This window comes from Streptomyces lucensis JCM 4490 (assembly GCF_014650035.1).
Lineage (GTDB): Bacteria > Actinomycetota > Actinomycetes > Streptomycetales > Streptomycetaceae > Streptomyces > Streptomyces lucensis.
Window position 1 is genome coordinate 173,815 of the sequence record NZ_BMUE01000011.1, and the last position, 13,781, is coordinate 187,595.

A 13,781-nucleotide genomic window follows, 5' to 3' on the forward strand; every position below is an offset into this window, starting at 1 on the left:
CGCCCCGTCCTACTGCGGCACTCGGCGGTCGATCCACGTCCACACGAGCTCCAGGACGGCCGCCGCCACCGCCGCCACGCCGACCGCCGTCCACGGCATGGTGATGCCGACCAGCTTGAGGGCGAAGAAGTCCTGCAGGGCCGGCACGGCGAGGACGAGCAGGAACGACGCGCCCATCGCGGCCACCAGGACCACCCGCCACCACGTGTAGGGGCGGGCGATGATCGCCAGCACCCACATGGAGATCAGGAACAGGGTCAGGGTGGCCGCGCTGGTCTCCGCGTCCAGGGCGCCGGGACCGGTGTAGTGGTGCCGGGCCAGCAGGTAGACCGCGAACGTCGCCGCTCCCGCCACCACACCGCCGGGGACCGCGTACCGCATCACCCGGCGCACGAAGTGCGGACGGGCCCGTTCCGTGTTGGGCGCCAGGGCCAGGAAGAAGGCCGGCACGCCGATGGTGAGGGTGGACAGCAGGGTCAGGTGCCGGGGCAGGAAGGGGTACTCCACCTGCCAGCACACCACCAGCAGCGCCAGCAGCACCGAGTAGACGGTCTTGACCAGGAACAGGGTCGCCACGCGCGTGATGTTGCCGATCACCCGGCGGCCCTCGCCCACCACCGACGGCAGGCTCGCGAAGCTGTTGTCCAGCAGGACGATCTGCGCGACCGCGCGCGTCGCCTCCGAGCCCGAGCCCATGGCCACACCGATGTCGGCGTCCTTCAGCGCGAGCACGTCGTTCACGCCGTCGCCCGTCATCGCGACCGTGTGCCCGCGCGACTGCAGCGCGCCGACCATGTCCCGCTTCTGCCGCGGGGTGACCCGCCCGAACACCGTGCCCGCGTCCAGCGCGGCCGCCATCCCGGCCGGGTCGGCGGGCAGCCGCCGGGCGTCCACCGCGCCGCCGTCCAGCCCCAGCTTGGCGGCGACCACGCCCACCGACACCGCGTTGTCCCCGGAGATGACCTTCGCGCGGACGTCCTGGTCCGCGAAGTAGCGCAGGGTGTCGGCCGCGTCGGACCGCAGCCGCTGTTCGAGGACGACCAGGGCGGTGGGGCGGGCGTCGCGGGCCGGCTCGGGGGCGTCGAGGTCGCGGTGGGCCCGGGCCAGCAGCAGGACGCGCAGCCCCTCTTCGTTGAGGCGCTCGGTCTCGGCGAGGGCCGGGTGCCCGGACTCGAGGAGGACGTCGGGGGCGCCCAGCAGCCAGGTGCTGGTCTCGCCGTCACCCTCGCTGAACGCGGCCCCGCTGTACTTGCGGGCGGAGGAGAACGGCAGCGACTCGACGCACCGCCACTCCTCGCTGTCGGGACAGGCGTCGATGATCGCCTGGAGCGAGGCGTTGGGGTGCGGGTCGGACTCGCCGAGGGCGCCGAGCACCTTGCGTACGTACGTCTCGTCGGCCCCGTCCAGCGGCCGCAGCGCAGTCACGTCCATGCCGCCCTCGGTGAGCGTGCCGGTCTTGTCCAGACAGACGGTGTCGACGCGGGCCAGCCCCTCGATCGCCGGCAGCTCCTGCACCAGGCACTGTTTCCGCCCGAGCCGGATGACCCCCACGGCGAAGGCGACGGAGGTGAGCAGCACCAGCCCCTCGGGGACCATCGGCACGATTCCGCCGACCGTGCGGGCCACCGCGTCCTTGAACCCGTTGTTCTTGACCACGAGCTGGGTGACGACCAGGCCGATCGCCGCCGGGACCATCATCCAGGTGACGTACTTGAGGATCGTGGAGATGCCGGTGCGCAGCTCGGAGTGGACGAGGGTGAAGCGCGAGGCCTCCTCGGCGAGCTGGGCCGCGTAGGCCTCGCGGCCCACCTTGGTGGCCTGGAACGCGCCGCCGCCCGCGACCACGAAGCTGCCGGACATCACACGGTCGCCGGGGCGTTTGACGACCGGGTCGGCCTCGCCGGTGAGCAGCGACTCGTCGACCTCCAGGCCCTCGGCCTCCACGCACGCCCCGTCGACCACGATCTTGTCGCCGGGGCCGATCTCCACCAGGTCGTCCAGGACGATCTCATGGGACGCCACCTCGGTGGCGACCCCGTCCCGCCGCACCGTCGGCCGGGCCTCCCCGATCACCGCGAGCGAGTCGAGGGTCTGCTTGGCGCGCCACTCCTGGACGATGCCGATGGCGGTGTTGGCGATGATCACGAAGCCGAACAGGCTGTCCTGGATCGGCGCGACGAACAGCGTGACGAGCCAGAGCACACCGATGATCGCGTTGAACCGGGTGAAGACGTTCGCGCGGACGATCTCGGCCACGGACCGGCTGCTGCGCACCGGCACGTCGTTGACCTGCCCGCGCGAGCGCCGCTGCGCCACCTCGGACGCGGTCAGCCCCCCTGGCCGGACCCGGGGCCCGGCCAGGGGATGGGCGGGGTCGAGCTCGGCACCCGTATCGGTATGGCTCATGCATTCGACGGTACGTGCCCGTGTGCCCCGCCACCCGCCGGAGTGAGCCGATTTCCGACCTGGGAAGGAGGGGTTCCCCGCGCGGTGTCCTGCGCTGGTTGTACCGCTACCCCGCGGCCGCGGCCTTCAGCGCCGCGTCCCTCTTGATCGCCGCGTCCCTCCTGCGCACGTACCAGATGCCGATCAGCCCCAGTCCGCCGCCGGCCAGGCAGGTCCACAGCCACCACAGGACCCCGTGGTCGTCGAACCAGCCGTAGAAGGGCAGCTGGACGAGGAAGAGCACGAACCACACGATCGTGCCGCCGGTGATGGTGGCGACCACGGGCCCCTCCAGGGGCTCCGGCGCCTCGTGCTTGGGGGTCCACTTGGCCATGCGCACAGCTTAAGGGCCGCCGTGGTCTACGCGCGGAGATAGCGATCTGCCACTCATACGTTCATACTGAAACCGTTTGTCTTTGACCGCTTCTGATCGTAGGAAAGTCCAACAGGCTCGGGGGAACCCGTTGGGATGAGGTCCCGCATGTCCACCTCGGCACCCGCCAAGGCCCCCACCCCCGAGAAGCCGGGTGGCCCGGCCGCCTTCGGCCCCCTCGACCGCTACTTCCGCATCTCCGAGCGCAGCAGCACGATCGCCCGGGAGATCCGGGGCGGGTTCGCCACGTTCTTCGCGATGGCGTACATCATCGTGCTGAACCCGATCATCCTCAGCAGCGCCAAGGACATGAACGGGCACCACCTGGACAACGCCCAGCTGGTGACGGCGACGGCGCTGACGGCCGCGTTCACCACGCTGCTGATGGGCGTCATCGGCAACGTGCCGATCGCGCTCGCCGCCGGCCTCGGCGTGAACTCGGTCGTCGCGCTCCAGCTGGCGCCCCGGATGACCTGGCCGGACGCCATGGGCATGGTCGTGCTGGCCGGTTTCGTGGTGATGCTGCTGGTCGCCACGGGCCTGCGCGAGCGGGTGATGAACGCCGTGCCGTTCGGTCTGCGCAAGGCGATCGCGATCGGCATCGGCCTGTTCATCATGCTGATCGGCCTGGTCGACTCCGGCTTCGTCACCCGCATCCCGGACGTCGCCCAGACCACCGTCCCGCTCCAGCTCGGCGTGGGCGGCCACCTCACCGGCTGGCCGGTGCTGATCTTCGTCCTGGGCACGCTGCTCACGTTCGCGCTGATCGTGCGCAAGGTGCCGGGTGCGATCCTGATCTCGATCGTCGCCATGACCGTCCTCGCGATGATCGTCAACGCGGTCGCGACCATCCCGTCCTGGGGCCTGACGGTCCCGAAGTGGCCCGGCAACCCGGTCGCCACCCCCGACTTCGGCCTGATCGGCCAGGTCAGTCTCTTCGGCGGCTTCTCCAAGGTCGGCGTGCTGACCGGCGTCCTCTTCGTCTTCACGGTCCTGCTGTCGTGCTTCTTCGACGCGATGGGCACGATCATGGGCATCAGCGACGAGGCCAAGCTGACCGACGCCGAGGGCTACATGCCCGGCATCAACAAGGTCCTCTTCGTCGACGGCCTCGCGGTCGCGGCGGGCGGCGCCAGCTCCTCCTCCGCGACGACCGCGTTCGTGGAGTCCACGGCCGGCGTCGGCGAGGGCGCCCGCACGGGCCTCGCGAACGTCGTCACCGGCGCCCTGTTCGCGGTGGCGCTGTTCCTGACCCCGGTCGCCACGATGGTCCCGTCCCAGGCGGCCACCCCGGCGCTGGTCGCGGTCGGCTTCCTGATCCTGTCGAACTCGATCAAGGAGATCGACTGGGCGGACTACACGATCGCCATCCCGGCCTTCGTGACGATGCTGATGATGCCGTTCACCTACTCGATCACGAACGGCATCGGCATGGGCTTCATCACCTTCACCGTGCTGCGCCTGGCCGCCGGGCGGGCCAGGGAGATCCCGGCCGCGATGTACGTCGTCTCGGCGGTCTTCGCCTTCTACTACCTGATGCCGGCCCTGGGCCTGACCTGACCGGCCCCGTCCGGGAGGCCGGGCGCCACGTCACGTCCGGGTGGCCCGGCGTCACGTGACGCCGTAGAACCTCTCGGTCTCCTCGACGGCGGTCTGGAACCGTTCGTCGAAGTCGTCGCGGATGAGCGTGCGGACCACATAGTCCTGCACGCTCATGCCTCTTTTCGCCGCGTGGTGCCGGAGCCTTTCGAGCAGCTCCCCGTCGATGCGCAGGCTGAGCACGGTGGTCCCCATGCGTACGAGGGTCGCCACATCCGGCCATCCCGGCGTCACTTTCCGGAATCGACTCACTCGTTCGGGTGATCATCGAGCGCAGTGGCCAGGGTCACGGGCGCGGTGTGCGTGTCCCGTTGGTCTTTAGCCAGGGTAATGAGTTAGGCTAAAGAACATGCCGGACCTCACCCATGGCGACGACGCGGCCGCCGTGAACGCCCTCCGCTCCGCCGTGATGCGGCTGTCCCGTCGGCTCAAGCACCAGCGGGTCGACGAGTCGCTGAGCCCCACCGAGATGTCGGTGCTCGGCACCCTCGCGCGCTGCGGCTCGGCCACCCCGGGCGAGCTGGCCCGCAAGGAGCACGTGCAGCCGCCGTCGATGACCCGCATCGTCGCGCTGCTCGAAGCCAAGGGCCTGGTCCGGCTGGAGCCGCACCCGGAGGACCGGCGCCAGAAGGTCGTCACCCAGACCGAGCAGGCCGAGGCGATGCTCGAGGAGAGCCGCCGCAAGCGCAACGCGTTCCTGGCGGGCCTCGTCGAGGGCCTGGACGAGGACGAGTGGGCCGCCCTGCGCGCCGCCGCCCCCGTGCTGGAGAAGCTCGCCCACCTGTAAGCACACCTATCTAGGAGGCGAACCACTTTTGAGTACGGGACCCGGAGCAGCTTCCGCACCCGCACCGTCCACCACCCGCGAGCCCCGCTCCATGTTCAGCTCGCTGAAGGTCCGGAACTACCGGCTCTTCTTCCTCGGCCAGGTCGTCTCGAACACCGGCACCTGGATGCAGCGCATCGCCCAGGACTGGCTCGTGCTCAGCCTCACCGGCTCGTCGGCGGCCGTCGGCATCACCACGGCCCTGCAGTTCCTGCCGATGCTCCTGTTCGGCCTGTACGGCGGCGTCCTGGTCGACCGCCTGCCCAAGCGACCCACCCTGCTGGTCACCCAGTCGGCCATGGCCGTCACGGGCCTCGCGCTCGCCTTCCTGACCCTCTCCGGGCACGTCCAGGTCTGGCACGTCTACGTCGCCGCCTTCGCCGTCGGCCTCGCCACGGTCGTCGACAACCCGGCCCGGCAGTCCTTCGTCTCCGAGATGGTCGGCCCCGGCCAGCTGCAGAACGCGGTCAGCCTCAACTCCGCGAACTTCCAGTCGGCCCGGCTGGTCGGCCCCGCGGTCGCCGGCCTCATGATCACCGGGGTGGGCACCGGCTGGGCCTTCCTCGCCAACGGCCTGTCCTTCGCCGCGCCCATCGCCGGCCTGCTCCTGATGCGGGCCCACGAACTGCACGTCGTCGAGCGGGCGCCGCGCGGCAAGGGCCAGCTGCGGGAGGGGCTGGACTACGTGGCGAAGCGGCCGGAGCTGATCTGGCCGATCGTCCTGGTCGGATTCATCGGCACCTTCGGCTTCAACTTCCCGGTGTGGCTGTCCGCCTACGCGGACGACGTCTTCCACTCCGGCGCCGGCTCCTACAGCCTCTTCAACACCCTGATGGCCGTCGGCTCCCTGGGCGGCGCCCTGCTGGCCGCCCGGCGCGGCACGGCCCGGCTGCGCGTCCTGATCGCCGCCGCGCTGGCCTTCGGCACGCTGGAGACCGTGGCGGCGGTGGCCCCGTCGTACTGGCTCTTCGCGCTGCTCATGATCCCGATCGGCGTCTTCGGCCTGACCGTGAACGTCACCGCGAACACCGCCGTGCAGATGGCCACCGACCCGGCCATGCGCGGCCGGGTGATGGCCCTGTTCATGATGGTGTTCATGGGCGGAACGCCGCTGGGCGCGCCGGTCGTCGGCTGGGTCACCGACACCTACGGCGCCCGGATCGGCTTCGCCCTCGGCGGTGTGGTCTCGGCCGTGGCCGCGGCCACGATCGGCCTGATCCTGGCCCGCGTCGGCGGGCTGCGCCTCGCGGTGGGCTGGCACCGCGGCCACCCGCGGGTCACCTTCGTCCCGCGCGAGCGCGAGGCGCTGGCGACCGCCGCCTGAACGTCCCGTCCCGGGGGGTCCTACAGGACCCTCCGGGCCAGTACCTGTCCCGGCCACTCGTCCTCGCCGTGGGTGTAGGGCTCGGTGCGGATGAAGCCGTTGCCCTCGTAATAGGCGACCAGCTTGCCGTCGTCGCCCGCGTAGCAGTCGACGCGCAGCAGCGAGATCCCCGCCCGCCGGGTCACCTCGACCGCGTGGGCGAGCAGCGCCGCACCGGCGCCCAGGCCCTTGAAACGGCGGTCGGTGGCGAACAGGTGGATGTACCGCTCGGGCTCGTCCGCGGGCTCCAGATAGGGTCCCGGGCCCTTGCTGAGGGTAAGCGTGGCCGCCGGGGTGCCGTCTATCTCGGCGAAGTAGGGCGTGCCCTCGGCCGCGTACCGCTGCACCAGCTCCACCGCCCGGTCACTGCCCGACCAGGACTCCGTCCCCCACTGCCGGGTGCGCCCCTGGGAGACCAGCCACTCCACGGCGCTGTCGAGCATGCCGAGGATGAGCGGAGCGTCGTCGGGGCCGCCTTCACGAATCCTGATCGTCATGATCTACATCATGCACATGCCCGTTTTGGCGCGGTGGGGGTTTTTCCGGCGGCCGGTGCCGGGCGCTCAGTCGCGGGGGAACTCGTCCGTCTTGAGGACGAGACCGACTGGGGTGCCCAGGAGGTCGAGCTCCTCGCCGAAGTCGGCCTTCGCCTCGCGGGCGTACCGGCCGTCGTTGGGGTGGGTGCAGACGAGGCACTCGCCTTTGTACGGGTCGGCGATGACGTACACGGGAACCTCGGCCTTGGCGTAGGCGGTCTTCTTCGAGCCGTAGTCGTTGGCGGCGGTGCCCCCGGAGATGACCTCGGCGACGAAATCGACATCCGAGCACCGCCAGCGGCCCTCCGTCTTGACTGCGCCCTCCGCGATCACCGGCACGTCGGTCGCGAACCCGTTGAGGTGTCCCGGGTAGTCGATGCGCACGTCGGACATCACGCGCCTGCGGGGGTACTTGGCCCGCAGCTGCTCGACGATGTCCAGGACGATCTCCCAGTGGGTGTCCCGCTGTGGCGACACGAAGACGGTCCCCTCGACGATCTCGACCTTGTATCCCTCGGGGACGGGCATCTTCTCGAGCCGCTCGAACATCTCGTCGAGCGTGATCGTATTGTCGCTCTCGGCCATCGCGATCCTGTCTTCGAGGACGGTCATCGTGGCGTTCCTCCCCGGCTGCCCCACGAGCGTGCGCAGCCGCGCGGTACAACGATACGCACGGTCGCCCGGTCACCCCGGGACGTGCGGCGGGAGACTGGCGGCATGAGACTCTTCGCCGCCGTACTGCCCCCGGACGACGTCACCGACGCGCTCGCCCGTGAGGTCGCCGCGTTGCGCGGGCTCCCCGGGGCGGACGGTCTGCGCTGGACCGGGCGCCCCGGCTGGCACTTCACGCTCGCGTTCTACGGCGAGGTCGCCGACGAGCTGGTGCCCGGCCTGACGGACCGCCTGGCCTGGGCCGCCCACCGTGCGGCCCCCTTCGGGCTGGCACTCGCCGGCGGCGGTCAGTTCGGGCACGGCAGGGCGCTGTGGGCGGGGGCCACGGGAGACGTGGAGGCCCTGCGGCTGCTGGCCGGCCGGGCGGAGTCGGCGGCCCGCAAGGCGGGGGTCCCGATGAGCGGGCACCGTCGCTACCAGCCCCACCTGACGGTGGCCCGCAGCCGGGACGCCGTCGACGTACGGCCCCACGTGGACCTGCTCAGGGAGTTCACCGGCCCGGCCTGGACCGTCACCGACCTGGCGCTGGTGCGCAGCCACCTGCCGAGGTCCGGGGTGCCGGGGGAACAGCCCCGGTACGAGACGGTCGGCCGCTGGGCACTGGGCGGGGCCGGTTAGTCTCGGACACGTGGACCCGAAAACCCGGAACCGGATCATGGCCGGTGCGCTTGTTCTGATGTTCGTACTGGTGGCTGTGGCGGCGGCAGGCAGGTAGCGCCGCGCCGCCGCCGTGCCGCCCCCTACCAGGCGAACGCCTCCGGCGACGGCCCCGGGCCCGGGAAGATCTCGTCCAGGCCGCTCAGCAGCTCCTCGCTCAGCTCCAGCTCCACCGCCCTGAGCGCCGACTCCAGCTGCCCGGCGGTGCGCGGGCCGACGATCGGACCGGTCACGCCGGGCCGGGTCAGCAGCCATGCCAGCGCGACCTCGCCGGGCTCCAGGCCGTGCTTGTCGAGCAGGTCCTCGTAGGACTGGATGCGGGCGCGGGCAGCGGGGTCGCCCAGGGTGTCGGCGGCCCGCCCGGAGGCGCGGCGACCGCCCTCCACCTGCTTCTTCAGCACTCCGCCGAGCAGACCGCCGTGCAGCGGCGACCAGGGGATGACGCCGAGGCCGTAGTCCTGCGCGGCCGGGATGACCTCCATCTCGGCGCGGCGCTCGAAGAGGTTGTACAGGCACTGCTCGCTGACCAGGCCGATGGTGCCGCCGCGCCGGGCCGCGATCTCGTTGGCCTGGGCGATCTTGTAACCGGGGAAGTTGGAGGATCCGACGTAGAGGATCTTGCCCTGCTGGACGAGGGTGTCGATCGCCTGCCAGATCTCCTCGAAGGGTGTGTTCCGGTCGACGTGGTGGAACTGGTAGAGGTCGATGTAGTCGGTCCGCAGGCGCTTGAGGCTGGCGTCCACCGCCCGCCGGATGTTCACCGCGGAGAGCTTGTCGTGGTTGGGCCAGGCCTCGCCGTCGGCGCCCATGTTGCCGTAGACCTTGGTGGCGATGACGACCTTCTCGCGCCGCTCGCCGCCCTTGGCGAACCAGTTGCCGATGATGGACTCGGTGCGTCCCTTGTTCTCGCCCCAGCCGTAGACGTTGGCCGTGTCGAAGAAGTTGATGCCGGCGTCCAGCGCCGCGTCCATGATGGCGTGGCTGTCGGTCTCCTCGGTCTGCGGCCCGAAGTTCATCGTCCCGAGGACGAGTCGGCTTACCTTGAGTCCCGTGCGTCCAAGCTGCGTGTACTTCATGGTCCACCAGCCAACGGCTTGGAGTGCGCTCTAGGCAAGCGACTTGCGGGGCCGGGCGGTTGGGTCCCCTCGCCGCAAGCGGCGCACCGGCCCGGCCCGGGCCGGGCGACCCGGGCCGGAGCGCCGGTCAGTCGCGCATGGCGTCGAACATGCCGGCCTCGTAGGACCCTCCCCGCTGGTGCACCAGCACGGCCAGCCGGTTGGCGGCGTTGATCAGGGCGACCAGGCAGACCAGCGCGGCGGTCTGGTCGTCGTCGTAGTGCTTGCGCAGCCCGGCCCACGTCTCGTCGGACACGCCGAGGTGGGCGTCGGCGAGTCGGGTGCCCTCCTCGGCGAACGCCAGGGCGGCGCGCTCGGCCTCGGTGAACACGGTGGACTCCCGCCAGGTGGCGACCAGGTGGAGCCGGACCGCGGCCTCTCCGGCGGCCGCGGCCTCCTTGACGTGGAAGTCCACGCACCAGCCGCAGCCGTTGATCTGGCTGGCGCGCAGCGCCACCAGCTCCTGGGTGGTCTTCGGCAGCGGCGACTGCTCGATCACCTGGCTCGTGTTGGCGAACCGCTTGGCGAACTTGGCGCTGATCTCGTTCTCGAACAGGTTGAAGCGGGCGTCCATGATCTCGTCCTCACTCGTGGTGTCGCATCGGACGAACACGGGATGCCGCCGGGCCGCCGCCTGTGACGGGCCGGGGATGTGACGTGAGTCACCGTGCGAGGGTGTCACGGAGCCGCGACGACCGGCGTCCTGTGCGCGGGGGACGGTCGACAGCGGACGGACGGGAGCAGCCGGTGAACAGTGAGAACAGCGCGGCCACGCGGGGTGCGGCGGAGCGGCCCGGCGGCGGACACGCCGATCCGGCCACCGAGGCGTTCGTCGCCCACCGCAACCTGCTGTTCACCGTCGCCTACGAGATGCTCGGCTCGGCCGCCGACGCGGAGGACGTGCTCCAGGAGACCTGGTTGCGCTGGGCGGGCGTCGACCTCGGCACGGTCCGCGAGCAGCGGGCGTACCTGGTCCGCATCACCACCCGCCAGGCGCTCAGCCGCCTGCGCGCACTGGGCCGCCGCAAGGAGTCCTACGTCGGTTCCTGGCTCCCCGAGCCGCTGCTGACCGCGCCCGACGTGGCCGAGGACGTCGAACTGGCCGACAGCGTCTCGATGGCGATGCTGCTCGTCCTGGAGACGCTCGCGCCGACGGAGCGGGCGGTGTTCGTGCTGCGCGAGGTGTTCGACCTCGGATACGACGAGATCGCCGAGGCCGTCGAGAAGAGCCCGGCCGCGGTCCGCCAGATCGCGCACCGCGCACGGGCCCACGTCGCCGCGCGCCGGCCGCGCGGGACCGTGTCCCCGGCCGAGACCCGCGACGCGCTCGACGCGTTCCAGCGGGCGACCGAGACGGGCGACCTGCAGGGTCTGCTCGACGTCCTCGCGCCGGACGTCGTCCTCCTGGGCGACGGCGGCGGCGTCAAACAGGCCGTCCTGCGGCCCGTGCTGGGCGCCGACAAGGTGGCCCGCCTGCTGCTCGGCGGACTGGGCAGGATCGTCGCCGGGCTGTCACTGGAGCGGACGCACGTCAACGGCTGCCCGGCCCTGCTGGTCCGGCTCGACGGCGAGATCGACACCGTGGTGGCGGCCCACGTCGAGGGCGGCCTCATCACCGGGCTCTACGCCGTGCGCAACCCGGCGAAGCTGTCCCACATCGAACGGGAGACGGCCCTGCGCCGCTGAGCCGGAGCGGCCTCAGTCGCGGGGGAAGTCCTCGGTCTTCAGGACGAGGTCGACCACGGTGCCGCTCAGGTCGACGTCGGTGCCGAAGTCCACCGCGGTGCGGTTCTCGTAGTCGCCGTCCTCGGGGTCGGTGTAGACGAAGCAGCGGCCCTGGTAGGGATCGGCGACGACGTACACGGGGACCCCGGCCTCCGCGTAGGCGAGCTTCTTCGGGCCGTAGTCGTTGTGGGCGGTGGCCTGGGAGACGACCTCGGCGACGAACTCGACGTCCTCGTACCGCCAGTGGCCCTTGTCGTCCTTCTTCGCGGAGTCGCGGAGTTTGGCGATGTCGGGGCAGAAGCCGTTCCGGTACCCGGGGAAGTCGATACGGACGTCCGAGAACACCTTGTCCATCCCGAACTTCTCCGCGACGGCTGCTGCGATACGGAAGACGATTGCCCAGTGAGTGTCCCGCTGTGGCGTCATGAAGATGCTGCCCCCGACGATCTCGACCCTGAATCCTTCGGGGACGGGCATCCGCTCGAGACGCTCGAACCATTCGTCCAGGCGCTCGGTGTCGGCGTCGGCGTCGGCCATCGCGATCCTGTCTTCGAGGATGGTCATCGTGGCGCTCCTCCCCGGCTGCCCCACGCGCAGGTGCAGCCGCGCGGTACAACGATACGCACGGTGACCGGGTGAGGCCGGTGCTCGGTCAGCCCGTTCCGGCCGCGTACGCCCGTCCGATACCCCACGCCTCCCACATCGCCGCGGCGAACGCCCCGGCGATCCGGTGCTCCCCGCTCGCGTTGGGGTGCGTGCCGTCGTAGGTGTCGGTGTGGATGTCGTACGCCTGCGGGGGCGACGCCAGCAGGATCGGTGAGCGGGGTTCGTCCAGGTCGGCGACCGCCTTCGCGAGCAGCTCGTTGAACAGCGTCACCTGGGTGGCGAAGGAGTCGTCCGCCTCGGCCCGGATGTTGGGGATGACCGGCAGCAGCACCATGCGGACGCGCGGGTCGGCCTCCCGTGCCCGCGCCACGAACGCCGTCACGTTCTCCGCCGTCTGCTCGGCGTTCGTGTAGAAGCCCAGGTCGATCAGGCCCAGGGAGACCAGCAGGACGTCGGCGCGGTGGGCCCTGACCGCGTCGCCGATCAGCGGGGCCATGTGCAGCCAGCCCTCGCCCCAGCCGGACAGGTGGGCGCGCGGGAAGCCGGGGTCGGCGTAGGCCAGGGACACCGGTGCGTCGGCCGTCTTGTCGTACAGCTCCTCGCGCGGGCCGACGAAGGTGAACGGGCCGCCGTACGTCGCGCGCAGGTGCTGCCACAGCCGGTAGCGCCATGTGTGTTCGCCCGCGCTCCCGATCGTCATCGAGTCGCCTACGGGCATGAACCTGAGCATCCGCTCATGATGGACGATCACCGGTGTCCATGGGATGTGAGGCCCACCACGTCCCGCGAACCACCGGCGGGGATGGCAGGCTTGGGTCATGCGTCGATCGTTCGCCGTCCTCGCCGGGATCCTGCTCACCGGTGCCTGCGCGTTGCCCGCCTCCGCCGCCGACGGCGGTGACGGCGGTGCCGACCAGGGGTTCCCGATCAAGGACCCGCGGATCACCGAGTCCAGCGGGCTCGCCGCCTCCCGTCTGCACCCGGGCATCTACTGGACGCACAACGACAGCGACGACGGGCCGTACCTGTACGCCGTGGACAGCCGGACCGGGAAGACCGTCGCCCGGCTCACCCTGCGCGGCATCGGCGCCCCGCGCGACGTCGAGGCCGTCTCCATCGGGCCGCACGACGAGATCTACGTCGGCGACATCGGCGACAACTTCGGCGGCAAGTGGCCGTACGTGTGGATCTACCGGCTGCCCGAGCCGAAGGTGCTCAAGGACCAGACGGTCACCGCCAAGCAGTACGTCGTGAAGTACGAGAACGGGCCGCGGGACGCCGAGTCGCTGATCGTGCACCCGAAGACCGGGCGCGTGTACATCATCGACAAGAAGGAGGACGGGGGGCACCTGTACGAGGGTCCCGCCACCCTCTCCACCTCCGGCGCGAACGTCTTCCGGCCGGTCGCCGCCGTCGACCTCTGGGCCACCGACGCCGCGTTCTCCCCGGACGGGCGACAGCTGGCCGTGCGCGGCTACTTCGGCGGGATCTACTACGACTGGAACGGCGGCCGGATCAAGCGCAAGGGCTCGCTTGCAGTGCCTTTACAGGGTCAGGGCGAGTCCCTCAGCTACTCGGCCGACGGATCCCGGCTGATGTACGGCAGCGAGGGCGACGGCAGCTACGTGCAGGCGAAGGACGCCCCGGGCCGTCCCGCCTCCGGTTCCCCCTCGGCCGACGACGGTGCCGGTTCCTTCGCCGGTGACCCGATGGGGGGCGCGAGCCTGAAGGTGGGGGCCGCCGTCGTCGCCGCCGGGGTGGCCGTGCTCCTCGGCCTGCGGCTGCTGCGCCGGCGGCGCTGAGCGCCGCCGCGCGGACCGACCGGCGCGGACGCGGGGACCAACGGGGGCGGACGCGGGGACCA

General features: G+C 71.0%; 15 protein-coding genes. 6 read left to right on the plus strand and 9 right to left on the minus strand.

The features are described from left to right. Window positions 1-9: 9 nt before the first annotated feature. Both IE177_RS24240 and IE177_RS24245 read right to left on the minus strand, forming a co-directional pair. A complete protein-coding gene (locus IE177_RS24240) occupies window positions 10-2,406 on the minus strand; it encodes an HAD-IC family P-type ATPase (RefSeq protein WP_190017513.1) in 2,397 nt (798 codons plus the stop codon). 106 nt (window positions 2,407-2,512) lie between these two features. Continuing rightward, on the minus strand, window positions 2,513-2,779 hold the full coding sequence (locus IE177_RS24245) for a DUF2530 domain-containing protein (RefSeq protein WP_190017514.1): 267 nt from the start codon (window positions 2,777-2,779) through the stop codon (window positions 2,513-2,515). 147 nt (window positions 2,780-2,926) lie between these two features. Between IE177_RS24245 and IE177_RS24250 the strand changes: the two genes are divergently transcribed. Beyond that, complete coding sequence (locus tag IE177_RS24250; RefSeq protein ID WP_190017515.1) at window positions 2,927-4,378, plus strand: NCS2 family permease; 1,452 nt, start codon at window positions 2,927-2,929, stop codon at window positions 4,376-4,378. 51 nt (window positions 4,379-4,429) lie between these two features. Here the strand turns inward: IE177_RS24250 and IE177_RS24255 are convergent, their stop codons facing one another. Then, on the minus strand, window positions 4,430-4,612 hold the full coding sequence (locus IE177_RS24255) for a ribbon-helix-helix protein, CopG family (RefSeq protein WP_189985510.1): 183 nt from the start codon (window positions 4,610-4,612) through the stop codon (window positions 4,430-4,432). Window positions 4,613-4,766: 154 nt separating this feature from the next. On the opposite strand from IE177_RS24255, the gene IE177_RS24260 reads away from it, so the two are divergent. Next, window positions 4,767-5,204, plus strand: a complete 438-nt coding sequence (locus IE177_RS24260) for a MarR family winged helix-turn-helix transcriptional regulator (RefSeq protein ID WP_030642980.1) — start codon at window positions 4,767-4,769, stop codon at window positions 5,202-5,204. 28 nt (window positions 5,205-5,232) lie between these two features. After that, window positions 5,233-6,567 carry an MFS transporter gene (locus IE177_RS24265; protein ID WP_229816241.1) on the plus strand — a complete coding sequence of 445 codons (1,335 nt, stop codon included), beginning with the start codon at window positions 5,233-5,235 and terminating at the stop codon, window positions 6,565-6,567. Window positions 6,568-6,587: 20 nt separating this feature from the next. On the opposite strand, the gene IE177_RS24270 is transcribed toward IE177_RS24265, so the two are convergent. Continuing rightward, entirely contained in the window at window positions 6,588-7,103 is a 516-nt protein-coding gene (locus IE177_RS24270) for a GNAT family N-acetyltransferase (protein ID WP_190017517.1), read from the minus strand. A gap of 66 nt (window positions 7,104-7,169) precedes the next feature. After that, complete coding sequence (locus tag IE177_RS24275; RefSeq protein WP_190017518.1) at window positions 7,170-7,754, minus strand: Uma2 family endonuclease; 585 nt, start codon at window positions 7,752-7,754, stop codon at window positions 7,170-7,172. Between the two features lie 105 nt (window positions 7,755-7,859). On the opposite strand from IE177_RS24275, the gene thpR reads away from it, so the two are divergent. Next, the gene (thpR, locus tag IE177_RS24280; RefSeq protein ID WP_190017519.1) at window positions 7,860-8,432 is read left to right on the plus strand and encodes an RNA 2',3'-cyclic phosphodiesterase; all 573 of its coding nucleotides are present in this window, start codon (window positions 7,860-7,862) and stop codon (window positions 8,430-8,432) included. A 122-nt stretch (window positions 8,433-8,554) separates the two neighbouring features. On the opposite strand, the gene IE177_RS24285 is transcribed toward thpR, so the two are convergent. Both IE177_RS24285 and IE177_RS24290 read right to left on the minus strand, forming a co-directional pair. Continuing rightward, window positions 8,555-9,547, minus strand: coding sequence for an aldo/keto reductase (locus IE177_RS24285; RefSeq protein ID WP_190017520.1), 993 nt, complete (start codon window positions 9,545-9,547; stop codon window positions 8,555-8,557). Between the two features lie 127 nt (window positions 9,548-9,674). Then, entirely contained in the window at window positions 9,675-10,160 is a 486-nt protein-coding gene (locus IE177_RS24290) for a carboxymuconolactone decarboxylase family protein (protein ID WP_190017521.1), read from the minus strand. A 173-nt stretch (window positions 10,161-10,333) separates the two neighbouring features. Here IE177_RS24290 and IE177_RS24295 point away from each other — a divergent pair, with 173 nt between their 5' ends. Next, window positions 10,334-11,272 carry an RNA polymerase sigma-70 factor gene (locus IE177_RS24295; RefSeq protein WP_190017522.1) on the plus strand — a complete coding sequence of 313 codons (939 nt, stop codon included), beginning with the start codon at window positions 10,334-10,336 and terminating at the stop codon, window positions 11,270-11,272. A 12-nt stretch (window positions 11,273-11,284) separates the two neighbouring features. Here IE177_RS24295 and IE177_RS24300 read toward each other — a convergent pair whose 3' ends face one another. Together IE177_RS24300 and IE177_RS24305 are read right to left on the minus strand one after the other, a co-directional pair. Next, window positions 11,285-11,875: a Uma2 family endonuclease gene (locus IE177_RS24300; protein ID WP_190017523.1), complete on the minus strand. Its 591-nt coding sequence runs from the start codon at window positions 11,873-11,875 to the stop codon at window positions 11,285-11,287. Window positions 11,876-11,963: 88 nt separating this feature from the next. Then, a complete protein-coding gene (locus tag IE177_RS24305) occupies window positions 11,964-12,647 on the minus strand; it encodes a GDSL-type esterase/lipase family protein (protein ID WP_190017524.1) in 684 nt (227 codons plus the stop codon). An 88-nt stretch (window positions 12,648-12,735) separates the two neighbouring features. Between IE177_RS24305 and IE177_RS24310 the strand changes: the two genes are divergently transcribed. Then, a complete protein-coding gene (locus tag IE177_RS24310) occupies window positions 12,736-13,719 on the plus strand; it encodes a TolB-like translocation protein (RefSeq protein ID WP_190017525.1) in 984 nt (327 codons plus the stop codon). Window positions 13,720-13,781: the final 62 nt, after the last annotated feature.